The sequence below is a fragment of the Pseudomonas sp. RC10 genome (assembly GCF_038397775.1).
In the GTDB taxonomy this organism is placed as follows: domain Bacteria; phylum Pseudomonadota; class Gammaproteobacteria; order Pseudomonadales; family Pseudomonadaceae; genus Aquipseudomonas; species Aquipseudomonas bambusae.
In genome coordinates this window covers 891,716-916,627 of the sequence record NZ_CP151650.1, presented here as the reverse complement: position 1 = coordinate 916,627, position 24,912 = coordinate 891,716, and the positions used below count along the sequence as shown (strand labels likewise).

Annotated in this window: 34 protein-coding genes and 1 pseudogene; 21 read left to right on the top strand and 14 right to left on the bottom strand. The window is 55.4% G+C overall.

The window, feature by feature from the left end:
- The first annotated feature begins 134 nt into the window (after positions 1 to 134).
- Together AAEO81_RS04255 and AAEO81_RS04250 are read left to right on the top strand one after the other, a co-directional pair.
- Positions 135 to 650: a DUF4142 domain-containing protein gene (locus AAEO81_RS04255; RefSeq protein WP_341961853.1), complete on the top strand. Its 516-nt coding sequence runs from the start codon at positions 135 to 137 to the stop codon at positions 648 to 650.
- Between the two features lie 62 nt (positions 651 to 712).
- Entirely contained in the window at positions 713 to 991 is a 279-nt protein-coding gene (locus AAEO81_RS04250; protein ID WP_341961851.1) for a hypothetical protein, read from the top strand.
- A 32-nt stretch (positions 992 to 1,023) separates the two neighbouring features.
- Here AAEO81_RS04250 and AAEO81_RS04245 read toward each other — a convergent pair whose 3' ends face one another.
- Complete coding sequence (locus AAEO81_RS04245) at positions 1,024 to 1,284, bottom strand: DUF1652 domain-containing protein (protein ID WP_341961850.1); 261 nt, start codon at positions 1,282 to 1,284, stop codon at positions 1,024 to 1,026.
- A gap of 108 nt (positions 1,285 to 1,392) precedes the next feature.
- Between AAEO81_RS04245 and AAEO81_RS04240 the strand changes: the two genes are divergently transcribed.
- The 4 genes from AAEO81_RS04240 to AAEO81_RS04225 all read left to right on the top strand — a co-directional run bounded on the left by AAEO81_RS04240 (position 1,393) and on the right by AAEO81_RS04225 (position 4,621).
- On the top strand, positions 1,393 to 1,626 hold the full coding sequence (locus tag AAEO81_RS04240) for a hypothetical protein (protein WP_341961849.1): 234 nt from the start codon (positions 1,393 to 1,395) through the stop codon (positions 1,624 to 1,626).
- Between the two features lie 114 nt (positions 1,627 to 1,740).
- Positions 1,741 to 3,105 carry an iron-containing redox enzyme family protein gene (locus AAEO81_RS04235; protein WP_341961847.1) on the top strand — a complete coding sequence of 455 codons (1,365 nt, stop codon included), beginning with the start codon at positions 1,741 to 1,743 and terminating at the stop codon, positions 3,103 to 3,105.
- Complete coding sequence (locus AAEO81_RS04230; protein ID WP_341961845.1) at positions 3,102 to 4,088, top strand: class I SAM-dependent methyltransferase; 987 nt, start codon at positions 3,102 to 3,104, stop codon at positions 4,086 to 4,088. The genes AAEO81_RS04235 and AAEO81_RS04230 overlap by 4 nt, the downstream gene beginning before the upstream one ends.
- On the top strand, positions 4,085 to 4,621 hold the full coding sequence (locus AAEO81_RS04225; RefSeq protein ID WP_341961844.1) for a hypothetical protein: 537 nt from the start codon (positions 4,085 to 4,087) through the stop codon (positions 4,619 to 4,621). Before AAEO81_RS04230 ends, AAEO81_RS04225 begins: the two co-directional genes overlap by 4 nt.
- 54 nt (positions 4,622 to 4,675) lie before the next feature.
- Here AAEO81_RS04225 and AAEO81_RS04220 read toward each other — a convergent pair whose 3' ends face one another.
- Positions 4,676 to 4,906 (bottom strand): hypothetical protein, encoded by a 231-nt coding sequence (locus AAEO81_RS04220; protein WP_341961842.1) that lies wholly within the window; start codon positions 4,904 to 4,906, stop codon positions 4,676 to 4,678.
- A gap of 169 nt (positions 4,907 to 5,075) precedes the next feature.
- Between AAEO81_RS04220 and ligD the strand changes: the two genes are divergently transcribed.
- The 3 genes from ligD to AAEO81_RS04205 are packed head-to-tail and all read left to right on the top strand — an operon-like array spanning position 5,076 to position 9,032.
- The gene (gene ligD, locus AAEO81_RS04215) at positions 5,076 to 8,531 is read left to right on the top strand and encodes a DNA ligase D (RefSeq protein WP_341961840.1); all 3,456 of its coding nucleotides are present in this window, start codon (positions 5,076 to 5,078) and stop codon (positions 8,529 to 8,531) included.
- A gap of 23 nt (positions 8,532 to 8,554) precedes the next feature.
- Positions 8,555 to 8,779 carry a DUF2188 domain-containing protein gene (locus tag AAEO81_RS04210; RefSeq protein ID WP_341961837.1) on the top strand — a complete coding sequence of 75 codons (225 nt, stop codon included), beginning with the start codon at positions 8,555 to 8,557 and terminating at the stop codon, positions 8,777 to 8,779.
- 52 nt (positions 8,780 to 8,831) lie between these two features.
- A complete protein-coding gene (locus AAEO81_RS04205; RefSeq protein WP_341961836.1) occupies positions 8,832 to 9,032 on the top strand; it encodes a hypothetical protein in 201 nt (66 codons plus the stop codon).
- On the opposite strand, the pseudogene AAEO81_RS04200 reads toward AAEO81_RS04205, so the two are convergent.
- Both AAEO81_RS04200 and AAEO81_RS04195 read right to left on the bottom strand, forming a co-directional pair.
- Positions 9,011 to 9,408 (bottom strand): annotated as a pseudogene (locus tag AAEO81_RS04200) (low affinity iron permease family protein). The gene AAEO81_RS04205 and the pseudogene AAEO81_RS04200 overlap by 22 nt on opposite strands.
- Positions 9,409 to 9,443: 35 nt before the next feature.
- Positions 9,444 to 9,947 (bottom strand): CinA family protein, encoded by a 504-nt coding sequence (locus tag AAEO81_RS04195; protein ID WP_341961834.1) that lies wholly within the window; start codon positions 9,945 to 9,947, stop codon positions 9,444 to 9,446.
- Between the two features lie 211 nt (positions 9,948 to 10,158).
- Here AAEO81_RS04195 and AAEO81_RS04190 point away from each other — a divergent pair, with 211 nt between their 5' ends.
- The gene (locus tag AAEO81_RS04190; protein WP_341961832.1) at positions 10,159 to 11,382 is read left to right on the top strand and encodes a zinc-dependent alcohol dehydrogenase; all 1,224 of its coding nucleotides are present in this window, start codon (positions 10,159 to 10,161) and stop codon (positions 11,380 to 11,382) included.
- 20 nt (positions 11,383 to 11,402) lie between these two features.
- Positions 11,403 to 11,624, top strand: coding sequence for a PLD nuclease N-terminal domain-containing protein (locus tag AAEO81_RS04185; protein ID WP_341961830.1), 222 nt, complete (start codon positions 11,403 to 11,405; stop codon positions 11,622 to 11,624).
- Between the two features lie 82 nt (positions 11,625 to 11,706).
- On the opposite strand, the gene AAEO81_RS04180 is transcribed toward AAEO81_RS04185, so the two are convergent.
- The 4 genes from AAEO81_RS04180 to AAEO81_RS04165 form a co-directional block, all read right to left on the bottom strand.
- Complete coding sequence (locus tag AAEO81_RS04180) at positions 11,707 to 12,150, bottom strand: YetF domain-containing protein (RefSeq protein WP_274134371.1); 444 nt, start codon at positions 12,148 to 12,150, stop codon at positions 11,707 to 11,709.
- A gap of 7 nt (positions 12,151 to 12,157) precedes the next feature.
- Positions 12,158 to 12,670 carry a hypothetical protein gene (locus AAEO81_RS04175; RefSeq protein WP_341961827.1) on the bottom strand — a complete coding sequence of 171 codons (513 nt, stop codon included), beginning with the start codon at positions 12,668 to 12,670 and terminating at the stop codon, positions 12,158 to 12,160.
- A 78-nt stretch (positions 12,671 to 12,748) separates the two neighbouring features.
- The gene (locus AAEO81_RS04170) at positions 12,749 to 13,465 is read right to left on the bottom strand and encodes a glycosyltransferase (protein WP_341961825.1); all 717 of its coding nucleotides are present in this window, start codon (positions 13,463 to 13,465) and stop codon (positions 12,749 to 12,751) included.
- A gap of 581 nt (positions 13,466 to 14,046) precedes the next feature.
- Positions 14,047 to 14,409 carry a response regulator gene (locus tag AAEO81_RS04165; protein WP_341961823.1) on the bottom strand — a complete coding sequence of 121 codons (363 nt, stop codon included), beginning with the start codon at positions 14,407 to 14,409 and terminating at the stop codon, positions 14,047 to 14,049.
- Positions 14,410 to 14,765: 356 nt separating this feature from the next.
- Here AAEO81_RS04165 and AAEO81_RS04160 point away from each other — a divergent pair, with 356 nt between their 5' ends.
- From AAEO81_RS04160 to AAEO81_RS04130, 7 genes are all read left to right on the top strand, one after another.
- Positions 14,766 to 15,203, top strand: a complete 438-nt coding sequence (locus tag AAEO81_RS04160) for a short chain dehydrogenase (RefSeq protein ID WP_341961822.1) — start codon at positions 14,766 to 14,768, stop codon at positions 15,201 to 15,203.
- 173 nt (positions 15,204 to 15,376) lie between these two features.
- Positions 15,377 to 15,619, top strand: a complete 243-nt coding sequence (locus AAEO81_RS04155) for a hypothetical protein (RefSeq protein ID WP_341961820.1) — start codon at positions 15,377 to 15,379, stop codon at positions 15,617 to 15,619.
- A 472-nt stretch (positions 15,620 to 16,091) separates the two neighbouring features.
- Entirely contained in the window at positions 16,092 to 16,343 is a 252-nt protein-coding gene (locus AAEO81_RS04150; protein ID WP_341961818.1) for a hypothetical protein, read from the top strand.
- Between the two features lie 39 nt (positions 16,344 to 16,382).
- Positions 16,383 to 16,646: a hypothetical protein gene (locus AAEO81_RS04145; protein ID WP_341964457.1), complete on the top strand. Its 264-nt coding sequence runs from the start codon at positions 16,383 to 16,385 to the stop codon at positions 16,644 to 16,646.
- Between the two features lie 127 nt (positions 16,647 to 16,773).
- Positions 16,774 to 17,370: a chemotaxis protein CheB gene (locus AAEO81_RS04140; protein ID WP_341961816.1), complete on the top strand. Its 597-nt coding sequence runs from the start codon at positions 16,774 to 16,776 to the stop codon at positions 17,368 to 17,370.
- A 286-nt stretch (positions 17,371 to 17,656) separates the two neighbouring features.
- Entirely contained in the window at positions 17,657 to 18,439 is a 783-nt protein-coding gene (locus tag AAEO81_RS04135) for a transporter substrate-binding domain-containing protein (RefSeq protein ID WP_341961814.1), read from the top strand.
- A gap of 60 nt (positions 18,440 to 18,499) precedes the next feature.
- On the top strand, positions 18,500 to 18,751 hold the full coding sequence (locus AAEO81_RS04130; RefSeq protein ID WP_341961812.1) for a hypothetical protein: 252 nt from the start codon (positions 18,500 to 18,502) through the stop codon (positions 18,749 to 18,751).
- Here the strand turns inward: AAEO81_RS04130 and AAEO81_RS04125 are convergent.
- Positions 18,727 to 18,966, bottom strand: a complete 240-nt coding sequence (locus AAEO81_RS04125) for a hypothetical protein (protein WP_341961810.1) — start codon at positions 18,964 to 18,966, stop codon at positions 18,727 to 18,729. The two genes, AAEO81_RS04130 and AAEO81_RS04125, sit on opposite strands and share 25 nt — an antisense overlap.
- A gap of 111 nt (positions 18,967 to 19,077) precedes the next feature.
- Between AAEO81_RS04125 and AAEO81_RS04120 the strand changes: the two genes are divergently transcribed.
- On the top strand, positions 19,078 to 19,590 hold the full coding sequence (locus tag AAEO81_RS04120) for a hypothetical protein (RefSeq protein WP_341961808.1): 513 nt from the start codon (positions 19,078 to 19,080) through the stop codon (positions 19,588 to 19,590).
- Between the two features lie 89 nt (positions 19,591 to 19,679).
- Here AAEO81_RS04120 and umuC read toward each other — a convergent pair whose 3' ends face one another.
- Entirely contained in the window at positions 19,680 to 20,960 is a 1,281-nt protein-coding gene (gene umuC, locus AAEO81_RS04115; RefSeq protein WP_341961806.1) for a translesion error-prone DNA polymerase V subunit UmuC, read from the bottom strand.
- Positions 20,947 to 21,378, bottom strand: a complete 432-nt coding sequence (gene umuD, locus AAEO81_RS04110) for a translesion error-prone DNA polymerase V autoproteolytic subunit (protein WP_341961804.1) — start codon at positions 21,376 to 21,378, stop codon at positions 20,947 to 20,949. Before umuD ends, umuC begins: the two co-directional genes overlap by 14 nt.
- Positions 21,379 to 21,477: 99 nt before the next feature.
- On the opposite strand from umuD, the gene AAEO81_RS04105 reads away from it, so the two are divergent.
- Positions 21,478 to 22,194, top strand: coding sequence for an SOS response-associated peptidase family protein (locus AAEO81_RS04105; RefSeq protein ID WP_341961802.1), 717 nt, complete (start codon positions 21,478 to 21,480; stop codon positions 22,192 to 22,194).
- Positions 22,195 to 22,237: 43 nt separating this feature from the next.
- Here the strand turns inward: AAEO81_RS04105 and AAEO81_RS04100 are convergent, their stop codons facing one another.
- Positions 22,238 to 22,573 carry a hypothetical protein gene (locus tag AAEO81_RS04100; protein ID WP_341961800.1) on the bottom strand — a complete coding sequence of 112 codons (336 nt, stop codon included), beginning with the start codon at positions 22,571 to 22,573 and terminating at the stop codon, positions 22,238 to 22,240.
- Positions 22,574 to 23,042: 469 nt separating this feature from the next.
- Between AAEO81_RS04100 and AAEO81_RS04095 the strand changes: the two genes are divergently transcribed.
- Positions 23,043 to 23,486 carry a hypothetical protein gene (locus tag AAEO81_RS04095; RefSeq protein WP_341961797.1) on the top strand — a complete coding sequence of 148 codons (444 nt, stop codon included), beginning with the start codon at positions 23,043 to 23,045 and terminating at the stop codon, positions 23,484 to 23,486.
- A gap of 311 nt (positions 23,487 to 23,797) precedes the next feature.
- Here the strand turns inward: AAEO81_RS04095 and AAEO81_RS04090 are convergent, their stop codons facing one another.
- A complete protein-coding gene (locus AAEO81_RS04090; protein ID WP_341961795.1) occupies positions 23,798 to 24,085 on the bottom strand; it encodes a hypothetical protein in 288 nt (95 codons plus the stop codon).
- Complete coding sequence (locus AAEO81_RS04085) at positions 24,079 to 24,909, bottom strand: hypothetical protein (RefSeq protein ID WP_341961793.1); 831 nt, start codon at positions 24,907 to 24,909, stop codon at positions 24,079 to 24,081. Before AAEO81_RS04085 ends, AAEO81_RS04090 begins: the two co-directional genes overlap by 7 nt.
- Positions 24,910 to 24,912: the final 3 nt, after the last annotated feature.

Below are 24,912 nucleotides of genomic sequence, written 5' to 3'. Positions count from 1 at the left end.
AAACTTGGCTACCGACAAGTGGTAGTAATCACTCTCTCGCACGCCCGATCAGTCAATTCAACTGAACGTTTCCGCCACCGCTTTCTCCCACATTTGGGCACTCACGCCTTTGATGGAACAATGAGGAAAACGATATGGCTAAGTTCGTAAGCGCATGCGCGATTACCTTGCTTTTTGGGCTTGGTGCACAGGGCGCCTTCGCAGCACAAGATAATGACGACTTCGTAGAAGACGCCTCCGCGAAAGGGGTTGCTGAAGTCGAAGCCGGCAAGCTGGCTCAGGAAAAGGGCACTGCCGCCGACGTCAAAACCTTCGCTGATATGATGGTCAAAGACCATACAGCTGCGAACGCTAAGCTTAAGTCCATCGCTGACAGGAAAAAGCTTGAAGTTTCGGACAGTGCCGAGCTGGTCGACAAAGCTAAGGCGATGATCCTGGAACTGCGCAGCGCCAAGTCTTTCGACCAGGCCTATGCCAATAATCAGGTCAAGGCCCACGAAGCGACGATTGCTCTCTTCGAAGAGGAAGCATCCAATGGCAAGGATGCAGATCTCAAAGCCTTCGCCACCGAGACGCTACCAAAGTTGAAAGCCCATCTGGAGCATGCCAAGACTTTGGCAAAAGCTCATGGTGGTGATGCCGCGAACTGAGACCAGATGCGCCGCCATTTAATGCGCGGCGCTTTTACTCAATGTAGAAAAGGATTTCGCCCATGGTCATTTCCTACGATGGTATCGCGTCGCTTTGCGTGTCCGCAGGCGATGATCAAATCCCCCTCCGCCGTCTTCACACCATAGCGTTTATCAAGCTCAGAGCCGAGTATCCCAAAGGGTTGGGGGTAGTGGACTTCGTCGGCCATTTGAACCGACCGACTGGGTTTAGGCAGGTGCAGATCTGCACGTCTGCAGGCCCATCAGTGACCGGAGAGATCACTGATTATTTGGAGCATGGTACCGGCGGGTGGATCAGGTTTGAGGTGGATGACCAATGAGGTGTCCTCTCCTTTCAATCCTACTCATCCCCTCATGCGATCTTGGCAGACAGCTGCTCATCGGATTGTGAGAGGCCACCGAATTCAGTTCGCAGCTCCGCAATCAGCTCCGAGATCGCACGACTTGTGCCCAGTGTGGCCACATCAATCCCACCCACGACGAAATTGGCGCCTGTGGTTCGGTCAGTAATCTCTATGGTGAGTTCGTTGGCTGAAGGCGAGGTACACCGACACTGAAGAGGCAAGAAACCCGATTCGATGATGTGACGTAATTCGAGCAGTGAAATAGCCATGGTGATTTCCTTGTTATGTGAGCGGTGGACTGCAACGCGAACGTCTTGATTCAATCTTTCGGCGGTAGAGAGGGCTCGAAAATTGATTGTTGAGCAGCAGGGGGTCTTATGAGCACAACACAGGTGGGCCCTGAAAAGGCCGTCGCGACGCATTTGAAGGCCCTACGACGTACGATTCGAGCCCTGGCTAAATTGCGCCTGTCTCAGATTCATGAGCTGTCGGGACATCAGACGGTCGATTCGAGGCAGAGCCTTCTCCTTAGCTTCGAGCGTCTGGAGGCCTGCCTGTCGGAAATGGAGGAAACGCTCGCCACACTCACAGAAGCGACGGAAAGCGGCTGATCAACGTCTCTCTTGAAGAAGCGGTCACCCGTCCATGCCGAACAAATTACTTTGAATTAATCGTTGTAACCCTCTCTCTCACCTACATACTAAGAGACCTATGTAGGCCCCCTCATGACTTCCTTTAGAAGTGTCGCTGACCGCCTGACTGCCACTCCTGCAGGTTCGTCCGAACCTGTTGACGTTTATCACAAGCTCTTGCATGAGCCTCATCGCGCAGACACGGCCCAGCTCCGTCTTTTTCTGGAGAAGCAGCTGCAATCAGCGAATGCTTTTCCTGATGCGTTTCCCGGCGACCTCAATGGGCTCCCGCAATGGATTGAGGCGAATGCAATCAAGGTGGCGGCTTCGTACCGCGAGTACCTGGAAGGTCGGCGCGCAGGCCATGACCGGACATTCTTCAGCAACAAAGCTCACGCCTTGTACTTCCTGCAGCATGTGGCCCCCACCAAGCTGGTAGACGGTGCCTGGCTGTACAGCTCGGTCTCGCACGCTGATGACTGGCGCTATCGCGACCTCATTCGAACCTATCTGGAAGAGCTTGGGGATGGTGAGCCGGCGCTGAACCATGTAGTGCTCTACCGCAAACTATTGGCAGATCATGACTGTGCACCAACTGAAACGCTTGATGATGAGTACTACCTTCAAGGCGCCATCCAGTTAGCACTGGGGCATCTGGGCGATGAGTTTCTGCCTGAGCTGTTAGGCTACAACCTGGGCTATGAGCAGCTGCCGTTGCATCTGTTGATCACGGCATTCGAACTCAACGAACTGGGGATCGACCCCTATTACTTCACCCTCCACGTCACCATCGATAACGCCAGCACTGGCCACGCGCACAAAGCGGTCAAGACCGTGCTCGATCTGCTCCCGAATGACGAATCTAGACCGGACTTCATCGCGCGACTGCGCAACGGGTACCTGTTAAACGAATTGGGCAAAGGCACCCAAGCCGTCATTGGCTCGTTCGATCTGGAACAGGAAGTGGTGGCGATGTTGGAGCGCAAGCGCTCGTTCGGCCAGCACATGCACTCCGATTACTGCCGTCTTGAGGGCCTGACGGTCAATGAGTGGCTGGCCAAGCCAGGGCAATGCAGGGCATTCCTGGCGGCGCTTGAAAACAAGGGCTGGATCAAACGCCATCAAGACCCGTCGCAGAGTCGTTTCTGGCAATTGATTGACGGGCCGGGTGCTGTGATGTTTGGCGTGTTCAGCGGGTATGAAATGCAGCTGTTGCGAGACTGGATCAGCGGGAACTGGAATGAAACGGGCGCCGCCAAGCCAGCCAATCCATTCCGATCACAATTCCGCAATCGCCCTCGAGCCGAGGCCGCTGAGACTACCCCTGCGGCGCAGGCCACCCACTCAACATCTCGTCTGATCAGTCTGCTTTCGCCTGCCCACCACTGCACGCCCGAGGGTTTGCACGCCACCCGAGCCTACGCCCGCCAACTCGCCGAAGGATCGTTAGCGCTATGAGTCAGTCCCCTGCATTTACCACCTCAAACGATGCTGCTGTATCGGAAGACCAGACACACGACGTAGCCTTGCTGCAACTGGGCCGGCGTCTTCAGGCAGATGGGTATCAATTCACGACCGTTACGCCGCTGACCCATCAACGCAATAACCAACGTGAAGACAATCGGCAGGCCCGGGATCTGCGCGGCATTTTCGGCTGGAATCGTCCGTTTGAATCACAGCTGCTACCTGATGCCGAGCTCAAGGCATTGCTTGGTAGCGGAGTTATCAGGGCTCATGCCGGGTTGTGGATCAGCGACGTCAGATGGTCGAGTCTGAGAGACTCACTTTTTGTCCACTCAGGCTTTCCAACCGTGGCCCAGGACTCGGTATTTTTCGGCCCCGATACCTATCGGTTCGCCCAAGCCATCGAAGAACACTTGCGCATCTCGACTCATCCCATTTGCACGGCAGTCGATATCGGTTGCGGCAGCGGTGCAGGCGCCATCCTCATCGCCAAGGCTAGGCACGACGCCCAGGTACTGGCATTGGACATCAATCCCACGGCCCTGAGGTTCACAGCAGTGAATGCGGCACTGGCTGAGACAGAGAACGTCTCTGCATGGCACAGCGATCTGCTCGACAGTGCATCGGGAGATTTCGATCTCATCGTCGCCAATCCGCCGTACATGCAGGACTCCCAGAAACGAGCCTACCGGCATGGCGGAGAGCGGCTGGGATCTGCTCTTTCCGTCCGCATCGTCGAACAGGCCATACATCGTCTGACGCCAGGCGGCAGTCTCGTGCTTTACACCGGCGCACCCTGGATTGATGGTGTGGATCTGTTCCTTGAGCACGCCCGACCTATTGTGGATCTGCCAGGCTTCACCTGGTCGTATCGCGAGGTTGACCCTGACGTCTTCGGTGAAGAGCTTGAGACTGAAAACTATACCCAGGCCGAACGCATTGCGGCGGTGGTTCTGACGGTGACCAGGCTCTCATGAGCCAAATCATCACCCAGCGATCAGAGGCTGTCGTCCAGGATGCTTCTGACGCGATCATGTTCGGATCGCTGAAAGATCGGCTGGACTTCTATCGGAAGGAAATTCAGTACGAAACGACCATGCTCTCCAGTCGGACAAACGCCTATCTGGGGGCGCAGTCGTTTCTGGTGATTGCCTACTGCCCCTCCATGGCGAACATCAATCCGCAATGGGGCAACATTTTCTCGCTGGTGGTCTCAATTCTTTTGTCAGTTCTGGGCCTGATCACTTCTCTGCATGCCTGGTCGGGCATAAAGGCTGCGTACGAGATCATCGACCACTGGTATCTGAAGCAAAGCAATCTGTTGCAAAGCCAGCCCAAAATGAGCGATGCGTACGATGATTCCCCGCTGTTCGCTAAACGGGAATCCAATCAGCGTGGGTACCGGGATGCACTGAAGTTTTCGATGCGCTCACCTTGGATTTTTTTCACTCTGTGGATATTGCTCGGCGGGTTCTCAGCGCTGATTCACATCATGACGATCAAGGTCTGATAAAAAAAGCCGCCTTTGAAAGACGGCCCTTAACCATCATTAACACCTTCACCATCAGCGTTGCGGTGGATGCTCCTGAGACACGGAGTCATTGGCTTCTACGTCTGACATGTCCTCGTCCACCAGGATGTCGCCATCGAGGATTGGCGCCGGTTCGTTGTCCTTGGAATCACCCTCGTCGCTGCCAAGAGGAGGATTGGGCATGACGTCAGGACGACCTGGTTCCAATGGCTTGATCGCATCATTGGCATCTCTGTCATCACCGGGTATTGCGGAACTGTTCATAAGCACCTCGCTCGACCACGAAAGAGTCGCGATCTACAGGTTTCGAAATCGCTTTGTGCTTCCCGTTCGATGAAGTTCTCGAACGGTCATTCCCTCGTGATAAATCGCGAACTCCTCCCCCTGCAAACCCTCACATGAGTAGGCTCGGACTGCTGGAAGGTACGTAAAGGTGCAAGACCTGAAGATCGCCACGTACAACGTGAATGGCATCGGCGCCCGACTGCCCAATTTGTTGCAATGGCTTGACCGTGAGCAGCCTGACATCGTCTGCCTACAAGAACTCAAGGCGCCGGACAAAGCGTTCCCGGCACGAGACCTTGAGGCCGCAGGCTACGGCTCGCTGCACCTCGGCCAGACCTCCTGGAACGGCGTTGCCATTCTAGCGCGGGACTCCGAGCCATTGCTGATTCACAAGGGCTTGCCAGGTGAGGAAGCCGATACCCAGGCGCGGTACATCGAGGCAGCGGCGCATGGCGTCATTGTCGCCTGCCTCTACCTGCCCAACGGCAACCCTCAGCCCGGCCCGAAATTCGACTACAAGCTCCGTTGGTTCGAACACCTGATCGAGCACGCGAAGTCATTGCAGGCCAGTGAGCATCCAGTCGTGCTGGCCGGGGATTTCAATGTGGTGCCGACTGACGAAGACATCTACAACCCACGCTCGTGGCTCAAGGACGCTTTGCTTCAGCCCGAGAGTCGCGAATGCTACCGCCGGCTGCTGGCTCAAGGCTGGATCGACTCGGTTAGGCACCTGTATCCGGACGAGCGCGTCTACACGTTTTGGGATTACTTTCGTCAGCATTGGCAGAAAAACTCTGGCCTACGCATCGACCACCTCCTGCTGAACCCTGTACTGGCGCCACGTCTGCAAGATGCGGGTGTTGACGCTTGGGTGCGCGGCGAAGAGCACGCGAGCGATCACGCACCCACCTGGATTCGCATCGGGGATGCGCAACAGAAGCCGGAAAAGAAAACCCGGAAGAAAAGCCAACCCGCTGCCTCGCTGCCAGCTCACAGCGAAACTCATTCGAGCCTTGAAGAGTACAACCGCAAACGTGACTTCAACGCCACGTCCGAGCCAGCCGGCGGCAGCGACCACAAACGTGGCTCAAAGAAAAAAGCTTCCGATCAAGCGCTTCAGTTCTGCATCCAGAAGCACGATGCAACCCGGCTTCATTATGATTTTCGGTTGGAGCTGGATGGTACGTTGAAGAGCTGGGCCGTACCCAAAGGCCCTTCCCTTGACCCCAAAGCCAAACGCTTGGCCGTGCATGTCGAAGATCACCCCATCGATTACGCGACGTTTGAAGGCAGCATCCCCGAGGGCCATTACGGGGCTGGCGATGTCATCGTGTGGGATCGGGGCATCTGGAAGCCATTGTCAGACCCCGCCGAAGCCTACGCCAAGGGACGACTGAAGTTCGAGTTGCAGGGTGAGAAGCTTGGCGGCGTATGGAACCTGGTGAAGACCCATATTCCCGGCAAACAGGAGCAATGGTTCCTGATCAAGCATCAGGACGAGTTTGCCCGTGCCGAATCGGATTACGACATCGTTAAGGAACAGCCCGACAGCGTGTTGAGCGAACGGACAATCGTGGCCAGGAAAAGAGGTGGCAAAGCTGCCGAGCCGAAACCCGTCGAGAAGGTGCCAGCACGCAAGATAAGGCCTGCGAAAGCCAAGCTTGAAGGGGCACAGGCGGCAGACCTCCCTGACACTATCAAACCGGAGCTGGCGACGCTGGTGGAATCGGCCCCCGACGGCGACTGGCGCTACGAGATCAAGTTCGACGGCTATCGGGTCATGGCCAGAGTGGATGACGGGAAGGTGCAACTGTTCACCCGCAATGGCCATGACTGGACGCACAAGCTCCCGCGCCAGGCCGAAGCCATCGCCAGTCTCGGGCTGGCCTCTGCGTGGCTGGACGGCGAGATGGTGGTCGCCAACGAGGACGGTGTCCCTGACTTCCAGGCATTGCAGAACGCGTTCGAATCCGAGCGCAGCGGCAATATCGTTTACTACCTGTTCGACATGCCCTTCCTCAACGGCATGGATTTACGCGAGGTGCCGGTCGAGCAAAGGCGCGCTGCCTTGGCCAAAGTGCTGGAAGCCAGCGAGGACGAAATACTCAGGTTTTCTGAGGACTTTGGGGAGGCCCCCGACGCTCTGCTCAACAGCGCCTGTCAGATGAAGATGGAAGGCCTGATTGGAAAGCGCGTAGGCAGCCCCTATGTGTCCAGGCGCAGCGGCGACTGGATCAAACTTAAGTGCAAGCGCCGGCAGGAATTCGTGGTGGTCGGCTACACCGAGCCAAAGGGCGCTCGGAGCAAATTCGGTGCCCTGCTGCTGGGGCTTCACGATGCCGACAGCGGCGAACTGCGGTTTTCGGGCAAAGTCGGGACAGGCTTCAATGAAGCGACACTGAACACCATCTTCCATCAGCTCGTCCCGCTGGAGGTAAAGAAAGCGACCGTGGTCAATCCACCCACTGGCTTCGAGGCCAAGGGCGTGCACTGGCTCAAGCCTCAGTTGCTGGCCGAGGTGGCATTCGCTGAGATCACGAAGGACGGCTCGGTCAGACACGCGGTGTTCCACGGCTTGCGCACGGACAAGCCGGCCAAGTCCATCACTGAAGAACGCCCTACCCCGCCCTCAGACGTCGAAAAGAGCGCTGATGCGAAAGCCACGCGAGCCAAAGCCGCCAAGGGTGCCCCAACTCATAAATCAGAGTCCGCTGCCGGGTCGACATCAGGAAAGATCCGCTTAACCCACCCCGGGCGCGTCATTGACCCCACTAGCGGATCGACCAAGCGTGACTTGGCGGACTACTACATCAGCGTCTCCGATTGGCTGTTGCCACAGTTGGCGCAACGCCCTGTTGCGCTTGTCAGGGCGCCTGAGGGCATCACCGGCGAGTTGTTCTTCCAGAAGAACGCTGATCGGCTGGCAATCCCGGGCATCGAGACGATGGGCAAAGAGTACACCGGCCATCCGGTCATGCTTATCAACAATCTCGAAGCCCTGATCGGGGCTGTACAGATGACCGCGATGGAGTTGCACACGTGGAACGCTGTCTCCAAAGATCTGGAGCGCCCCGACCGTTTCGTACTCGACCTCGACCCTGATCCCGCGCTGCCGTGGAAGAGCATGGTGGAGGCCACGCAATTGACCTTGGCGGTGCTCGATGAACTGGGACTCAAGTCTTTCCTCAAGACCAGTGGCGGCAAAGGCATTCACCTGGTCGTGCCGCTCACACCCAAGGCGGACTGGGAGGCTGTAAAGGGCTTCAGCCACGCCATCGTCAAACACATCGCCAAGCTGCTGCCGGATCGTTTCTCAGCCGTCTCGGGGCCGAAAAACCGTGTGGGGCGCATCTTTATCGATTACCTGCGAAATGGCCTGGGCGCCACGACGATCTGCGCTTACTCAGTGCGCACGCGGGAGGGGCTTCCGGTCTCGGTACCCATCTTTCGCGAGGAGCTGCTTGAGATCAAAGGTGCCAACGTCTGGAACATTCACAACCTTCATGAACGCCTGGGGCAGCTTGATAGCGATCCGTGGGCCGATTTGCCGACAACTCGGCAGACCATCACCGCCGAAATGCGTCGGCGGGTAGGCATCAAATAGCGGGATCACTCGAGGAAAACATCATGGATAACTACCACATCACCAAAACCGATAAGGGCTGGGCACTCACGAAGCAAGGCGCTGGCCGCGCCTCTAAAACCGCTTCGACCAAAGCCGAGATCACCTCGCTCGCCAGCGAGTTTCTGGAGGGGAAAACCGCCTCACTGAAAATTCATAAGGAGGACGGCACGATTCAAGAGGAGCGCACCTATCCGCGACGTGCGGATCCGGCAAAAACAAAAGGCTAGGAATTGCACCTGACCTGTCGTCATCAACTTAGGCCATAACAAAGGTACTGCCATGCATTTGTACGAGGCCCATCACGTGATGGAAGCGCTGAACACCAACGACGCGAATACCAAGCTGCAGGAAGGATGGAAATTGCTCACCGTGGTAGTGACCACGCATCCCAACGGTCAGCTTCACCCTTGCTACGTTTTGGGTAAGTCAAAAGCCGACCATGACAGCCAGGTAGCGACTCAGGAAATAAGTCCGACGTGATCATTTGGGGGTACTTTTGGATCGTTGACTTCCTCACTGCCAAGCGCTTTGTATTTCTTGCGAAGCGCTTGCAGTTCGTCCTCGTCGAGGCTGTCTAGGCTGAGCAACGCATTTTGGGCGTCTTTGGTTGCGCGCAGCAGCTCATCCACTTTGAGATGCATGATGTCTGTGTCGCGGTTTTGAGTGTTCTGGATAAGGAAAACCATCAAAAAGGTGATGATCGTAGTGGATGTATTAATCACTAGCTCCCAGGCCTCACTGTAGTGAAACCAGGGGCCCGTAACCGCCCAGACGCATACAAAAAACAAAGCCGTTAAAACATCTTGGGGCTACCCATCCAGTTGGAAAGTGCCCGAGCAATCAAGCTAAATTTCATAGTTCTTCGTCCGTGCGGTGTGTGATCGGCGTTCTCTAACGGTCAACCGGCTCAGCCGCCACCACCTGCTGATGAAAACTCGAGATTGCGCCTAACGCGTGGATGGCCGCGTCGTGTTGCATGGCCTGCCGGTCTCCAAAGAAACGTTGAGTTCGAGTGAAAATCTTGATCCGCCCGTCGTGAACAAAGCCCCACGCGAAACAAACCGTCCCAGCCGGTATGCCGTCGACGTCTTCGGTTCCACACAAACCAGTCGTGGCAATCGATACATTAGCTGGGCTGTCCTGCAATGCACCTCGCGCCATCTCTCGGGCAACCTCGACGCTGGTGAGATTGAAGCGCTCGATGGTATCGGCGCTGACGCCCAAGAGACGCTGTTTGGCCTCAGGCGAATAAACCACATAACCGCATTCGACCATCGAACCACTTCCTGGCACCTCTGCCAAAAGCGCAACGATGCGACCCGCCGTGCATGATTCAGCGGTAGCCAGCAGCAAAGAGTGCTCTTTCAAATACGCAACCGCTTCGTCAGGGATCATGAGACACCTCAGTATTGCTGAATCAGCAACGCGAATACTGTTGTGACCTGGCCGTCAGACCTTCCTCTCAAATTTCTGACCGCTGATAGATTTAATGAACCGCGCGCCACGACTGCTAACCACTGATCCCATATGCTGTCGAAGTCCTGAACTTAAAGGTTCGGCCCGGCTCCGCTGCTTAGAAGCCACACTAAACAGCGGAGAAAACAATATGCGAGCTCTCACCTATCATGGTGCCCATGATGTCAAGGTCGACACCGTTCCCGACCCGATCATCGAAGCGCCGGACGACATCATTCTGCGGGTCACCGCGACGGCGATCTGCGGCTCAGACCTGCACCTTTATCGCGGCAAGATCCCGACCGTGGAGCATGGAGACATTTTCGGTCATGAGTTCATGGGTATTGTCGAAGAAACGGGCTCGGCGGTGACCGCCGTGCAGCCGGGGGATCGAGTGGTGATCCCTTTCGTCATCGCCTGCGGTGACTGCTTCTTCTGCCAGCTGGATTTATTCGCGGCCTGTGAAACGACCAATACCGGTCGTGGTGCGATCATGAACAAGAAAGCCATCCCACCGGGCGCGGCGCTGTTCGGGTTCAGCCATATGTATGGCGGTATTCCCGGTGGCCAAGCCGAATATGTGCGTGTGCCGAAAGCCAACACCGGGCCGTTCAAGGTTCCGGGCACGCTGGCGGACGAGAAGGTGCTATTCCTGTCGGACATCCTGCCCACCGCGTATCAGGCGGTCACCAACGCCGGCATCGGCCAAGGCTCGAGCATCGCCATCTACGGCGCTGGCCCGGTCGGCCTGCTGTGCGCAGCCGTCGCCCGAATGCTGGGTGCAGAGCGCATCTTCATGGTCGATCACCACCCCTACCGGCTCGCCTACGCGCAGCAGACCTACAATGTTATTCCCATCAACTTCGATGAAGACGACGACCCTGCCGACTCGATCATCCGGCAAACCCCAGGCATGCGTGGGGTCGATGGCGTAGTGGACGCAGTCGGCTTTGAAGCTAAAGGCAGCACCACTGAAACCATTCTCGCCACCCTCAAACTTGAAGGCAGCAGCGGTAAGGCGCTACGCCAATGTATCGCTGCAGTACGGCGCGGGGGCACCGTCAGCGTGCCGGGCGTCTACTCCGGCTTCATTCACGGGTTCCTGTTTGGGGATGCTTTCGATAAGGGGTTGACGTTCAAGATGGGCCAGACTCACGTGCAGCGCTTCCTACCAGAGCTGCTTGAGCACATCGAGCTGGGACACATCTCTCCTGAAGCGATCATCACCCACAGGATGTCGTTGGAGCAGGCCGCTGAAGGCTACAAGATTTTCGACAAGAAGCAGGAAGATTGCCGCAAGGTCATTCTTACGCCGGGCAGGAACGATGTTGTGCTGCCGGAAACGGATTCCCCGGCTGCGATACCCGCTGTTTAATCAGGCAATGGAGGTGTTAAATGGAACTGACCGCTATCTGGTGGATATTGGCACTCGTCCTCCTGCTGGTTGATATTTGGGCAATCGCCAGCGTCTGGCGAACGAGCAAATCATCTGGCACCAAGGCCGGGTGGGCCGTACTCATCCTGATTCTGCCCGTGATTGGGCTGGCCATATGGGGAATCGCCGGGCCACGCGGCGTCGCTGAACCACCTACATCCAAAGAGCACAGTAAAGGCTGATTGTCCAGGATATGCTTCTGCAGCCTGCGGTAGGCTGCAGATGTGCGCGTATAGCTTTCGAGAAGTGTAGAGCGACAGCCAGTCACTCGTTGCGGATAATAGAAATCTTCCCATTGCGCTCGATAATCGCGAACTTGATCTGATCAACGCTTTCAACCCCCGGGCCTAATCGAGCGGCCTGCATTACGTCATCCTCTTGCACCCGCGCTTCGTGCATCCGGTGCCGCAGGAACACTCCGTTCTCGACGATGATTGTTGGCCCACCATCGATAAGCTTTCCGATGCGTTTAGAGCGCCTCTTGAGAAGCGAGAAACCGATATCAATGGAAAGCAGCGTCACGATCACCAAAACGGCATTAGTGATTGAGAAGTCGTCGCCCAAGAGTGCCTGCTGAGTCGCTTCTCCAATAATCAATAAAAGGACGAAGTCGAAAGATGTCATTTCCCCCAAGGCTCTTCGTCCAGAAATCCGAAAGAGCACCATCAGTGCGAGATAAATGGCGGCTGCCCGCAAAACTGCGTCCATTTCGTACCTATGGATAGATGAATTGAGTGAGTGAAACTTTCCCACCGCCGTCGATGGCGATCTCGCTTTTGACAACACCTACGCCGTCGCTGCGCCAAGCCAAGTACAAAGCGCTTTCACCTTGAGAGTCTCCCATCAACCGGAGGCGCAGCCCCTGCCGGCTACCTGTAGAACCCACGGGCTGGGGTTGCATTGAGTCAATGCTAAAGCCCTCAAGCATATCCTCAGAAATGAAGACAGTATGGGTCTGGCCTGGAACCCCACGACTATGGATGATCATTGGATTGACCGCACCGCTGCGGTGGAACCTCTCGTACTCGACCACTAGGTCTTTTGCCGAGGAGGTAGCCGTGGCCGAACTAAGGGCTCCATGCGAAAACAGACCGCAAAGCGTCAGGGCGACGACGATGACTAAGGCATACCAGCCAATGCGTTCAAAACGCCAAATCCGCCGCTGAAGCGCGATGTCCTCCTCAACGGGATAACGCCTGTCGAGCATCTCTCGTTCGTGAGTGTCCATTTAGCTCGCTCCATTAAACTTCCGTTTCTGAAACATAAACGCACCTGTCAGCCCTGTCCCATTTCACGGAGCCAGCCGTCAAGGCTCACCCCATTGCGTGTTTACTGGATTGGAAGATTCGAGTGCAGACGGGTTGGAACACAACGAAATCGCCAGGTTCGTAAGGTACTCACCAAATCCTTCCCGACACTTGTAGTCCGTCCGAGCGCTTGTGATCACTGGATTTCTAGATGTCCAGGCGATGCGAGCCCCTGTGCTTTCAAGATCTGCAACAAGCCTTACGTCCTCATGGCTCGGAAGCGGCTGGAATCCGCCGGCCCGGCGGTAGGCTTGTGCACTCACGCCCAAATTTGCTCCATGTACATGGCGATGTTCATCTTTAAATTGATACAGGTTCAGATAGTGTTCCCTCACCCTGTCACCATACCCACGCCAGCTGTCGACCTCCACGATTCCGCACACGGCATCAGCATTGGCTTCAATCTGCCGAAACAACCAGTCCGGCGGGACAATCGTGTCGGCGTCAGTGAACGCCAGCCATCCCACACCAAGCTTTAGAAGCAGTTCTGCACCTGCTCCACGAGCCTTTCCGACATTTTTGTGGTGGACGTTCAGAACCATAGCACCCGCTGAAGCTGCCACGCCCTCAGTAGCGTCCGTGCAAGCATCCAACACCACAACCAGCCGGACTGGCATGCCATTTAGGCCTGAGTGATTGGCGGCTTCGATTATGGAAAGCACGCACTGGTGAATGTGATTTTCTTCATTGTGTGCAGGAATCACCACGCCGATCATTTACGCCCCCCTTGTCCGCCCAAGTGCGAAACTCCTGCAATCGACAGCTGGTGAATCAGAAAGGTCTGGCGTAATTGGCTACGACTCCATTGAGGAGGTGAAGGGATCAGGGCACCGCCCGTTGAGCCGGACTGGGCTTCCGTTGCTTCACTGGGCGCCAGCCTGATATTTCGCGGCGGTGAGTGCCGCCTCGTCAATGGTTCAGCAGATCGATGAGTCGCCATGATCATGGAAAATCACAAATAACTCCGCCGCCGAAAACATCTTCGCCATAGGTAACGAAGAATACTGGCGATGCCCTGGGCGGCCTTGCAGGCACTGCTCCGATCAAGGTGGCGACGGTCTCGTTATCAACGTAGATATAGGAGATTCCGCTAAAGCGATGAACACCCGTAGTCACCGTGCAGCTTTGCCCGGTGGGGAGAGAGGAAGATATATGTCGTCTGACCCGACGAAGGCAGGCGAACATTTCAACTCCTCGCGTTACTTCCAGGCGAAACCAATTAGCCACTAGGTGATCTTCAAAAGGATTTCACATCTGACCCGTTGAGTAGCCGAGCGTTCTCAGATGATTTGAAGAGTCATTCTGACGCCAAGTGGTGCAGCACGATTTGATGTAACTGTTCAAGACTCCAAGGTTTGCGTAGAAACGAGGCATTATCAGGAAGCTTTTCTCTCCGAATTACCCGGTTCCCAGAGGAGATGATGACCGGCAAATGAGGCCAACGATGCCAGATCTTTTCGGCCAACTCGATACCATCAAGCGTGCCGGGCATACAGATATCCGTAATTACTAACGAAAATGGATGGGCTTGTTCAAGCGTGATCATTGCCTCATCAGCACTCCGGCAACAGACTATTTCCAGATCGATCAGCGAGAGCGCTTCGCTAAGCAGTACTCGCAGCATTTCCTCGTCCTCAACTAAGAGTACTGTGGCCGTCATACATCACATCCGCAGGTTGTCGTATGCATTTAGTGATGATCAATGGAAGCTCGTTTCCCGTGGCCGACCGACGGCCATGCAGACGAAGGGTACAACACTACGTCCGGCGCATTGCCATCCGTAGTGGACACCTCGTCGAGCTCGGACTGTGGCGCCTCGGTATCAAGTCGGAGGCCCTGAAGTTGCCGTGAACTCCGAATTAAATTTCAACCGAAATCTGCCTCGGTCAGTGACGCCAAGCATTTTCCTCGGACTGGCTTAGCGCCGAAAGTGACATTGGAACCACCCTTGATCCAGGAGTGGGAACGTTCCCGCCACGCAGTACCTCTATCCTTCACTAACTGGAGGAATGATTTATGAACAACCCCACAGGCATGAAAGCAGGTGAGCGGTACATCATCGAAAACGTAGATGGTGCTCCAGAATTCACGGGGTTCTTTCTAGACGGCAAATACTTTCTTCATCCAGAGCTTTTAACTGCCGTCGGCTGGATGGACGGCGACCAGTTTATGGTTGATCAGGTCAGCTCAGTGGGGGAGTCAGCTTTTCCAGGCGGGCTGGCAGGCACAATTATCGACCTGAACCTCCATCTGGAGGACGGTACAACACTCACATTGTCGGAGGTTGAAGTATCAGCCCAAGTCGATGACCCCGCAGATCAGTCATTTGATCAAGCCAATCAGCGCCTTGCCATTCAAAACCCAGCTCAAGCCTTCCTAATTGCGACCACTGCCGCCATGGTCGTTGTTGGGTACATCGTCGGCAGGCTTCTAGAAACCCGCCGAGGACGCTAATCGGACGTTCGACAGAGCGAAAATCTCATGTTGATAATTTGAGGATCCTGCAAGGCAGCGCCTCGGTACTGCACAACGTCAACGTTAAGACCGCAATTCGCTTGGCCCGAACCCACTAGAATTTCGTGCATCAAATAGACGGGCTCAACCACCACAGTTATCTGGAGAACGCCATGAACAATGACATCGATCTGCAAGGCGGCACGGGCGCTACTGACCCGGTGCCAGGCACGACTGATCCTCTATCGCCAAGCCGAACCGATCTCAATCCCAGCGATGCACCAGGGGTCGATGAGCTACCAGACAACGATGGCGACACACCAAAGGACTCCGACGATCAAGCTGGTCAGCAGGAGAAGATGCCAGACACTGATCCCGACAATGCCGAACTCGATGATCAGCCCAATCCGCGCTAACACTTGCCGCTAGGTGGCGCATGATGACTACCAAAGCGTCGGCTACAGAGCAGCCGCCCTGCAAGAGTCCGCGCTGCGCAGACCTTTCCAGAGCTCGTATCGATATTCACGTAGCCTCTTTCACTCAGATACAGCAGTGCCGTGAAATCGAGGGGATCTATTTTAGTGAAGACTTCATCACTGAAAGTGAGAAGCAGATCTAGAGCACGAGATTCCAGCATCGGATGACACCTTCAGAATCCAAGATGGCAATTTGTCACCATAGTTAACGAGGAGTTCCGAGACAAATCGAAAACACTTTCAGCCGAGGCCTGTCTACCTGAGGAGTGCTGTCGCATCACCACGATCTCCGTTCCCGTATTGTGTCCCCATTTGCAACACGCACATAAACCATTCATAACCGCAGTGCTCCAGTTTCTTGATGGGCGTCGCCCTCATCTCATCAAACCCAACCGAGGCGCCCAAGCAACCTATGGATTTTCTTCAGTGGCCCGCGATGGTGACGATACTCGTTGCATCATGGCTGGCAGCATCCCAGCGTGCCAAAAGGCGAAAGCTCGCTTTCCTAGGCTTCATCCTCGGCAACCTATTGTGGATCGTCTGGGGGGTATATGTAGAGGCTTACGCCCTTGCTCTGCTGGACGGAATACTATGTGGAATGAATATCAGGGGCTTTATGAAAAACTGGACAGCCACTCAGCGAGGGGAGCCCAATGCGCTTTGAAGCTAGTTTCAATCCCAGGCCTCAGGGGCAGTCAGCATGGTGAACAGCGTTGACTGGGTGCAGTGGCCGGCGATGCTGGTTACCGTCCTTGCGGCGTGGCTCATTGGCTCGCAGCAAGCGCGGCGGAGAATGACAGGGTTCTGGTGCTTCATCCTGAGCAATATCCTATGGATTATCTGGGGGCTTCCGGCTCATGCCTATGCATTGATCGTCCTGCAGGTATGCCTGTTCGCGATGAATCTTCGCGGGTTCAGAAAAAATTTCAGAAGCCATGACCGCTCCCAAAAAGAGCAAAGTAATTAGCGCTCATTCCACCTCCGCAGCCCTTAGGCCTTCGAGCATTTCCTGGCGCATTGTTAACGTGCACCACCATAAGACTGAACGATCCCAAGGCCGTCTATGTCCATGATTTAGGTGAAAGGAGACGCCCATGGATATGCAGGTTGAAGTACCAGCAAGAGACATAGTTGTCATCGGCGGGTCTCAAGGCGCACTTGAGGTTTTGAGAACCTTACTAGGTGCACTGCCCCGAGATTTCCCCGCAGCGATCATGATCGTTCTCCATTCTGGGCCTTCTAGTCCCGGATATTTGGCTGACATTATTGGCCGGTACACGGCGTTGCCAGTTGAGTATGCGAGAGAGGGTGAAAACATTGAGTCGGGACGGATCTATGTGGCCCCCGCTGACAGGCATTTAGAGATAGCTGCCCCAGGCCTGCTGCACCTGAGCGACGGGCCTAAGGTTCGATATTCCCGGCCAGCAGCCGACCGTTTGTTCACGACGGCGGCTGAGGTATTTGGGCCACGCGTGATTTGCGTTGTTCTTTCAGGCGGGGACTGCGACGGCGTCCAGGGAGCCAACGCCGTGGCAGCTGCTGGTGGAAAGTGCCTGGTTCAGGAGCCGCAAGATGCGGTCGTAGCCAGCATGCCCATCAGTGTCATCCAGCGAGACCATCCTGATGCCATAGTCAGCAAAGACAACATGGCCGTAGCCCTAGCGAGTGCAGTCATGGGCGTGCTCGTGTAGTCACGTCTTCAGGTAATCAAACGGCAGCGGTTCTTAAGCTGGCGCGCGGGCACTTAACCTGCAGGGCTCACGACATCCGTAACAGGAGATGTGCTGCTCGCGGCAGTGCTCCACATGGGGAGGATGACTCGATCACAAACCCTCAAAGGTATGCGCAAGCCAAACCTTAGGTTTCATGCGGATGAACTCCAGCGAGTAGGGCTGCCCTAACCTTTATAAAACAGACAATCCCTAGGGTCACGCAGCCAGACCTGCCGGCAGTATTCGGTGCGAACAGAGGTGCAAAATGGTCTCCCAGCTTTTAAGGCAGTTGTGCGTTGTCTTTTTACTCACTGCCTCGGGCCTATCCTTCGCCTCAGATCCGGCTACAGCTCCGATCCGAGTAGTCACCGAGGAGTTGCCGCCATACAACATGGCAGAAAACGGAATGGTCACAGGCCTAAGTACGGAAATCGTGCAAGCGGTTATGGCCGGTCTCGGGCTCAACCCCAAGATCGAGATTCTGCCTTGGGCTCGCGCCTTTGATTTAGCGCAACACTCCGACAACGTCCTAATCTATTCGATGGCAAGAACCCAAGAGCGCGAACATCTCTTCAAATGGGTCGGAGCCATCGCACCGACGACATGGTTTCTGTTCAGCCTGTCCGAAAGACCTGTTTGGCTGAATTCCCTCGACGATGCCCGTCAGTATCACATCGCGACCGTCAACCAGGACGTCGGTGAGCAGTACCTGATGGCCCACGGGTTCCAAGTTGGTAAAGAGTTACAGTCCAGCAGCATGTACGAGAATAATTACCGCAAGCTCAAGGTCGATCACGTTGAGCTGTGGATCTCCAATGAGCTCAACGCCATTCACCTCATGCGCAAGAATGGGGATGATCCTGAAACGACGATGGTGCGTTCACTGCCGTTGCCCGAGCTATCCAGTGAAGAAGGACTGTACATGGCCTTCAGTCCAGGTACGCCAGACGCAACTGTAGAACGGTTCAGGGGAGAACTGGATCGGATCAAGCGAGATGGCACATACCAAGCTATCGTTAAAAAATGGCTTCAAAACCCTTCAGGTTAAATGCTTCCAAAACTGACCGTTCAACCAGTCCCAAACTCTGCGATTTGAAAAGGATTTCTGATGAAGGACGCATTCACCGCTGCCCTCGCCGACGTGGTTCAACACCAAGTCGAGCTGACTTCAACAATTGAGTTCCAGGTCTCAGATCAGGCGTCGCAAGGAGCATCCGATGTTGATATCAATGAAGTGCTATGGACACTGGGGCAATTCAATGCCCAGGTGAACAGACTGATCGGACAACTAGCTGCTCAATACGACGAGAACGCCGAAAGACTCGATGCCGCATCTCACACAGACGCTTCGTCTATCTGAACGATCCGCCCAGCCACAATCTCGGTCACAATAGAACTGAGCTTGCTCTCCTCTCGCTGAAACATCGCGATCATGCGATGAAGCGCTTGGGCGTCAGGCTCGTTACCCGCCTGACTCAACCGGTCAGCAATTCTGACCAGCTCGACTGCCGACCATTTGAGATCTGCGGCCAAGCCTTGAAGATCTCTTTGAAGAGTGTGGTTGTTACTGGTCATGCTCGACGCTCCTGTCTGTTTCCACTAATGCTTTATCGGCAGTGAATTGGGATAACTGTGCGCTGTCCGTCAGACTCACCTACGCTTTTGCACATCCACAGGAGGTGAGAGATGCAATTCAGGAGTCCGGGGTTTATCGCAATAACTATCGTTTTTCTTCTGGTCGAGTCCCTCCTCGCCTGGGCGCTATATGGCTATAGTCGCCATCCCGGGCCATTCGGATACGCTGAAGCGGAACCTCGGCTGATGCATGGAAAATTCGCTCATGTAATCGGGCCAGGAAAATCCCGCTATGCCCCATCACAGTATCTGTTTGTGGACGTTGAAACGGGGAAGCTGAAAAAACTGTATGACCTCTTCACTCGCACCGCGATGTCATTTGATAGGGATAAGGGCAAGGTCTTCAGCCTCCAGATCATCAACGATCAAATCGTGACGTGTGAGCTAAATGGTCAGCAGCTCTGTACTCCAAAATGCACCTCAGGGCCTCAGTGTGAAAACATCAAAGTCGCGGTTACGACGGCCCAAAGGAACGAAAATTGGTGGACTTTGCTGGTCGTATCCATGGCTTTTGCGTGTACCTTTTACTGGAAGGTTTGGCGCCCTGCGTCGAACCAGCGTTAACAGAGAGAGGCATGAGGTGATCATCTCCAACATTTCGGGCGCCCTAAGCCTTGACCGGTATCACCGCATGCCGGCTCCGTCTTTCACTGTCACCTCGCTTTTACAGTCCATAGCTGATCCAACCTCGTGGTGAAACTTTGGCTCATGAGATCCCGGCGCATCGCCCATCCAGGTGCCGAAGGGACGCTGGCCAAACGAAGTACGCCCCGCCCCCAGCGGCCATTGATCTCATCCAGCACCCCCATCACCTTGTCAGCCACAGCAGGCTGCGAATGCGCGAACAGATCGTCTGTAAACTCGCCTGGCTGACGTAGATCCAAGAGGAGGACTTCGGCCTTGCTGTACTTGAAGCCGGGCCGGAAGAGGCGATTGACCGCTTCCGTCGCGGCTTTTGTCATGAGCCGGACGTCGTTGGTGGGATACGGCAACTCAACCAACGCGCCGTTGGCGTACTTCGCTTCTTCAGGATTGAACATGCCGGTGCGGATGCTCACGCGGATCTTCTTGCACAAAGAGTTCTGCGCCCGAAGCTTTTCCGCCGCCCGCTGCGTGTAAGTGGCCACGGCTTCTTTGATCGGCTCGATGTCGGTCAAGCGATTGCCGAACATCCGGCTGCAGCAAATCTCCTGCTTGGGCGGATCAGCCTCTCCGAGCTCCAGGCAAGGAGTGCCGGCGAGCTCACGAGCTGTCTTCTCAATCACCACGCTGAATTTCTGCCTGAGCGTCCAGGCATCGGCCTTGGCCAAGTCCATCGCGCTCTTGATGCCCATGACTTCAAGGTGCGCTTTCATCCGCTTACCGACACCCCACACCTCACCAACCTCGGTGTTGCGAAGCGTCCAGTCGCATTTGAACTGATCGCATAAATCGACCACGCCGCCAGTCTGATCGATCAAGCGTTTCGCGGTGTGATTCGCAAGCTTGGCCAAGGTCTTGGTTCGAGCGATCCCGACGCCGACAGGGATGCCGGTGTGCTTGAAAATCGTCGCGCGGATATTCCGGCCAAAGGCCGTCAGGTCGCCCGGAATGCCGGTCAAATCTGCGAAAGCTTCATCAATGCTGTAGACCTCGAGCGCCGGCACCATGGACTCGATGATGGTCATCACGCGCTCGCTCATATCGCCGTACAGCGCGTAGTTGCTGCTGAAGGCAACCACGCCGTTTCGTCGCAGATGGTCTTTGATCTGAAAGTACGGCTGGCCCATTTTCACGAAAGGCTTGGCGTCGTATGAGCGGGCAATCACACACCCATCGTTGTTGGAGAGAACAACAATGGGGGTGCGTGCAAGATCTGGCCGGAAGACGCGCTCGCAACTTGCGTAGAAGCTGTTGCAATCGATCAGGGCAAAGACAGGCTCAGGCGTTGTCATGATCGCGGATGCTGTATTTCACGACGCCCCAGATCACCAACTCGTCGCCTTCCATCACGTGCCGAGGTGGGTACTTCGGGTTCTCAGATCTCAGGATCACCGAGTTACCGTGCATGTCCAGGCGCTTGCAGACCGGCTCGCTATTCAGCGCCGCGATGACAATGTCACCGTGCTCGGCATACAGGCTGCGGTCAACGATCACCATGTCGCCGTTGTAGATCCCCGCCCCCTGCATGCTGTCCCCCTCGATCTTCACGAGGTATACGTGAGGTGCGCGGACATCGAAAAGCTCATCCAGTGAAATGTGCTTCTCAATATGATCGGCAGCCGGCGATGGAAAGCCTGCCGGCACCTTGAACGAGTAGAGAGGCAGCTTTTCGCCGCCGTTTTCCAATGGGCCGAGGATTGTGATGCTCATGATGCAAGCCTTGTCGTGAGTTACTGTACGTATATACAGTTAACGTTCTCCTCGCCTTGCGGTCAATCTCGTAAGAGAGAAAATTCGACAGGTGACATCATGTGCGGACGCTACTCGATCTACGAATCCATGGATCACTACCTCAAGGAGCTTGCTCCAAAGCAGTTGGTGATCAATGGCTACGACCTCTGGCCCATCGAGCGCTACAACGTCGCACCGACCACGCGGGTAGAAATCATCCGCCCTGTTCAGGAAGGCTTGAGCGTCGACAAGGTTCGTTGGGGATGGGCTCCGTTCTGGGCCAAGGGCAAGCGACCCGATCCGATCAACGCCAGGGTCGAGACCGTCATGAGCGGGAAGTTTTTTAAACAGCTTTGGCCCAATGGCCGAGTTCTGGCGCCCGCGAACGGATGGTATGAATGGGTCAAGGATCCAGTTGATCCCAAAAAGAAGCAGCCCTACTTCATCACCTTGAGAGAGCAAACTCCGATGTTCTTCGCCGGCCTAGCTGAGGTGCATGGAGGCCTTGAGCCGGATGACCTTGATGGGTTCGTGATCATCACAGCGGCGAGCGACCAGGGCATGGTCGATATCCATGATCGCAAGCCATTGGTGCTTGCGCCTGAGCATGCGAGAGAATGGGTAGATCCTCAGACGTCACCCGAGCGTGCAGCGGAGATCGCGGTCGAGCACTGCCGGCCCGTCGCAGATTTCCACTGGTACAAGGTTGGCAAGGATGTGGGCAACGTGCGCAATCAGGGCCCACATCTGATTGAGCCTCGCGAAGCGCCCGTTGATGAAAATGGAGGCCAGTAGGGGCGGGCGCACCCCTTTCGTAACCATTAGCTCAGGTTTGCGTCTACATCGATTTGACGGAGACGACCTCTACGTATTTGTACTTTTTCCTGGCAGCTTTCACAGCTTCTTGCTCAGCAAGCAACGAGCTCAACGTGTCAGCCTCATGAATCAGCTCGTAGGTTTCCCCCTCGAAAACGTTCCCGACCCGTAGCGTGACCTTAAGTCGTTGCGTGAATGCTTTCGCCACTTTCTTCTTGGCTACGGGAGCTGCCACCGGCCTCGCGAATACGACTTCCGGCACAGGCTCTTGAACTGGAACAGCAGGCACCTGACTTTCACGTTCAGCCGTACCAAACAGTGCACGACGCATTTCTTCTTCAGTCAAATCAGCGTTCATAAAACATCTCAATGGAGCAGGAATTAGCTCAATGGAATTCTAGTAGGATTGCTACGCCACGGTGCCCTATGGAGCATGACTGGACTTCAAATGCCCAAGTCGATTTCGAGACACGATCCTCTCCATGCCCGCGAAAGCAGTTCCTTTGGCAGTCGCGTAATGAGCTCATCAGCTAGGTCACTGGCGTGGCGAGCGTACAAGGTCACTGTGCCCGCAACTAGCGCTCGACCCGGTACGAAGGCCCTGACCTGTTCCTGGGCAATTTTCAGTAGATTCAGAACATCCTGACTGACCTGTTTGGTGGTCAGGTGCTCAACTATTCGCCTCGCAGGAGGAGAAGCGCTGCTCCAGATTTCTACCACCGCGAGGAGCAGGGCTTCTGGGCCCAGGTGGTCGAGCGCCATATCCCACAGCTGGCGTTCCTGCGCTATATCCAAGCGACTTCTAGTCATTAAAGGATTCTGAATGCATGAGGCTTTTTCTTGATTGCGAGTTCACCCAGCTCTCGGCGACAGCGAAGCTGATATCGCTGGCACTGATAGCTGAAAATGGGCGCGAATTCTACGTTGAATTGCAGGATACGTGGCAGCCCGATGATTGCAGTGATTTCGTTAAGGACATCGTGCTTCCGCAGCTGTGGGGTGATGAGTACGCCATGCCGATGATCGAGGCCAGGAAGGAACTCCTCCGGTTCTTGGCAACCTACGACGAAGAGCTCGAGGTTGTCACAGACGCTCCTATATACGACTGGGAGCTGTTTTGCGAGCTCGCTTACGACAATGGACGATGGCCCAGGAACGTCCGAAATTATCCGACCGATGCCACGACACTTTCACCCAAAAGTGATGGGGCGGTGCTGCCTCACCACGCCTTGCTCGACGCCAGGATCATCGCTGGAATGTTCACGCCATAATGCGCCTATCCTTCAGATCGCGTAGAAGCTCGTCCGACAATCAGTGCTGAAAGAATGTGGTATGAGTGCAAAGCCTATAAAGCTAAACGCTGACATCGTTCAGACGGCCAACAAGCCTAATTCAGTGGGATGCTCGCATGCGCAAGCGGAGCGCGCAGGTGGGAGGATGGAAGCACGTTAGGGCCGAGACGAAGTGGTAACGCGCTGGCTCCGTTCGAGACAGCCGTCCGCTAAAGCGGCCCACCAACTGATCGTTGTCGGCAACCAGTGAACTCCCTTACTTCTCGTATGAGCTGCCGAGTTAAGCCATGCTAATGATCGCCAAGCGTTTCTTGGAGATCCCAGTCCCCAAACGCTCCAAGATGAAGATTTCGACAAGGTACTTTTGCAATCAGGCCTCGCTTGAGCAACTGATCAGGGATTGCATCCATCAGGTCTTGAACGTCTAGACGACTAGCTGACTCAGGCAACGTCGCCCTGGCCTCATCTACAAAATCACTAAAATCGAAATCCTGCTCCGCAACGAACGGCCCGGAGGTTTCAAACCCTTCAAAAGCTCCCGAGGCGATGCTTATGATTTCACCCTTTCTGATCAACATCCGCTGCCTCCTGGTCGTCTTTTCAAGCACTCGCTCAGCTTGTACGGGATGTGAGATTGCGCTGTCTGATGTGCTGATAGCTTCAACATAGCACCATCCCAAGCACTCACAAATTCCTCCCAGTCTTCGACCCGCCACTCTCGCCGAGCAGTGATGGTCGTGCCCAAGTAATGGGCCAGTCGCAAATTCCAAGGTAGGGGCAGCCACGAATCCCAAACCGTCAGATGCCCGTCCGAGAGCCGCTGTTGAATGGCTTCCCGTACCACAGCAAGCGAGGGGATTTGGCTGTCGTCGAGCCCCTGCAGATCGTACAACTCTGCCAAGAGAGAAATGGCACCGGGATCTTGTGGCTCTAACGCCAAGAGGCGCTCTAGAATGCACCATCTACGTCCTTCAACATGCCACAGTTCGCGGCAAGCACGATGGTGGGCCAGGAAGTCCATTTCCTTGATCCAGAGGGACAAAAAGCTGTACCAGTCGTGGCTGTACGAGCCCTCAACCAGTCGGGTGGAAAGCGTCGAGGCTTGTAGGAATCGCTCCGCCCATGGCTCCGGGATATCCTCATCCCTGACCACCAGCATCTTGCGTATCTGGGTCAGCGGAACCAGATCGCGCACCGCCTCCACCGATAAAGCATGGCTACTGCCTATAGGGTTGGAGAGATCATCGGCGTCGGCCTCATCAAGCACGAGAAGAATCTCAGTTGCCGCCGGGTCTCCAGGACGAACTCCTGTCAGCTGCCAGAGTGCTTCGCGACGGGCTGTCTCTCGTTGCCGCAATCCACGGTGTTCATCCTGAGGAAGCTGGGGGTGCTCTGGCGACATGCT

Excerpts from the sequence above, each read along its gene's own strand:
- AAEO81_RS04135 (WP_341961814.1), top strand. The coding sequence starts at position 17,657 with ATGGTCTCCCAGCTTTTAAGGCAGTTGTGCGTTGTCTTTTTACTCACT.
- AAEO81_RS04100 (WP_341961800.1), bottom strand. The coding sequence starts at position 22,573 with ATGAACGCTGATTTGACTGAAGAAGAAATGCGTCGTGCACTGTTTGGT.
- AAEO81_RS04255 (WP_341961853.1), top strand. The coding sequence starts at position 135 with ATGGCTAAGTTCGTAAGCGCATGCGCGATTACCTTGCTTTTTGGGCTT.
- AAEO81_RS04160 (WP_341961822.1), top strand. The coding sequence starts at position 14,766 with ATGAACAACCCCACAGGCATGAAAGCAGGTGAGCGGTACATCATCGAA.
- AAEO81_RS04230 (WP_341961845.1), top strand. The coding sequence starts at position 3,102 with ATGAGTCAGTCCCCTGCATTTACCACCTCAAACGATGCTGCTGTATCG.
- AAEO81_RS04175 (WP_341961827.1), bottom strand. The coding sequence starts at position 12,670 with ATGGACACTCACGAACGAGAGATGCTCGACAGGCGTTATCCCGTTGAG.
- AAEO81_RS04095 (WP_341961797.1), top strand. The coding sequence starts at position 23,043 with ATGAGGCTTTTTCTTGATTGCGAGTTCACCCAGCTCTCGGCGACAGCG.
- umuD (WP_341961804.1), bottom strand. The coding sequence starts at position 21,378 with ATGAGCATCACAATCCTCGGCCCATTGGAAAACGGCGGCGAAAAGCTG.
- umuC (WP_341961806.1), bottom strand. The coding sequence starts at position 20,960 with ATGACAACGCCTGAGCCTGTCTTTGCCCTGATCGATTGCAACAGCTTC.
- AAEO81_RS04235 (WP_341961847.1), top strand. The coding sequence starts at position 1,741 with ATGACTTCCTTTAGAAGTGTCGCTGACCGCCTGACTGCCACTCCTGCA.
- AAEO81_RS04185 (WP_341961830.1), top strand. The coding sequence starts at position 11,403 with ATGGAACTGACCGCTATCTGGTGGATATTGGCACTCGTCCTCCTGCTG.
- AAEO81_RS04170 (WP_341961825.1), bottom strand. The coding sequence starts at position 13,465 with ATGATCGGCGTGGTGATTCCTGCACACAATGAAGAAAATCACATTCAC.
- AAEO81_RS04165 (WP_341961823.1), bottom strand. The coding sequence starts at position 14,409 with ATGACGGCCACAGTACTCTTAGTTGAGGACGAGGAAATGCTGCGAGTA.
- AAEO81_RS04140 (WP_341961816.1), top strand. The coding sequence starts at position 16,774 with ATGGATATGCAGGTTGAAGTACCAGCAAGAGACATAGTTGTCATCGGC.
- AAEO81_RS04155 (WP_341961820.1), top strand. The coding sequence starts at position 15,377 with ATGAACAATGACATCGATCTGCAAGGCGGCACGGGCGCTACTGACCCG.
- AAEO81_RS04195 (WP_341961834.1), bottom strand. The coding sequence starts at position 9,947 with ATGATCCCTGACGAAGCGGTTGCGTATTTGAAAGAGCACTCTTTGCTG.
- AAEO81_RS04220 (WP_341961842.1), bottom strand. The coding sequence starts at position 4,906 with ATGAACAGTTCCGCAATACCCGGTGATGACAGAGATGCCAATGATGCG.
- AAEO81_RS04250 (WP_341961851.1), top strand. The coding sequence starts at position 713 with ATGGTCATTTCCTACGATGGTATCGCGTCGCTTTGCGTGTCCGCAGGC.
- AAEO81_RS04225 (WP_341961844.1), top strand. The coding sequence starts at position 4,085 with ATGAGCCAAATCATCACCCAGCGATCAGAGGCTGTCGTCCAGGATGCT.
- AAEO81_RS04210 (WP_341961837.1), top strand. The coding sequence starts at position 8,555 with ATGGATAACTACCACATCACCAAAACCGATAAGGGCTGGGCACTCACG.
- AAEO81_RS04105 (WP_341961802.1), top strand. The coding sequence starts at position 21,478 with ATGTGCGGACGCTACTCGATCTACGAATCCATGGATCACTACCTCAAG.
- AAEO81_RS04180 (WP_274134371.1), bottom strand. The coding sequence starts at position 12,150 with ATGGACGCAGTTTTGCGGGCAGCCGCCATTTATCTCGCACTGATGGTG.
- AAEO81_RS04120 (WP_341961808.1), top strand. The coding sequence starts at position 19,078 with ATGCAATTCAGGAGTCCGGGGTTTATCGCAATAACTATCGTTTTTCTT.
- AAEO81_RS04130 (WP_341961812.1), top strand. The coding sequence starts at position 18,500 with ATGAAGGACGCATTCACCGCTGCCCTCGCCGACGTGGTTCAACACCAA.
- AAEO81_RS04245 (WP_341961850.1), bottom strand. The coding sequence starts at position 1,284 with ATGGCTATTTCACTGCTCGAATTACGTCACATCATCGAATCGGGTTTC.
- AAEO81_RS04190 (WP_341961832.1), top strand. The coding sequence starts at position 10,159 with ATGCGAGCTCTCACCTATCATGGTGCCCATGATGTCAAGGTCGACACC.
- AAEO81_RS04125 (WP_341961810.1), bottom strand. The coding sequence starts at position 18,966 with ATGACCAGTAACAACCACACTCTTCAAAGAGATCTTCAAGGCTTGGCC.
- AAEO81_RS04150 (WP_341961818.1), top strand. The coding sequence starts at position 16,092 with ATGGATTTTCTTCAGTGGCCCGCGATGGTGACGATACTCGTTGCATCA.
- AAEO81_RS04085 (WP_341961793.1), bottom strand. The coding sequence starts at position 24,909 with ATGTCGCCAGAGCACCCCCAGCTTCCTCAGGATGAACACCGTGGATTG.
- AAEO81_RS04090 (WP_341961795.1), bottom strand. The coding sequence starts at position 24,085 with ATGTTGATCAGAAAGGGTGAAATCATAAGCATCGCCTCGGGAGCTTTT.
- AAEO81_RS04205 (WP_341961836.1), top strand. The coding sequence starts at position 8,832 with ATGCATTTGTACGAGGCCCATCACGTGATGGAAGCGCTGAACACCAAC.
- AAEO81_RS04240 (WP_341961849.1), top strand. The coding sequence starts at position 1,393 with ATGAGCACAACACAGGTGGGCCCTGAAAAGGCCGTCGCGACGCATTTG.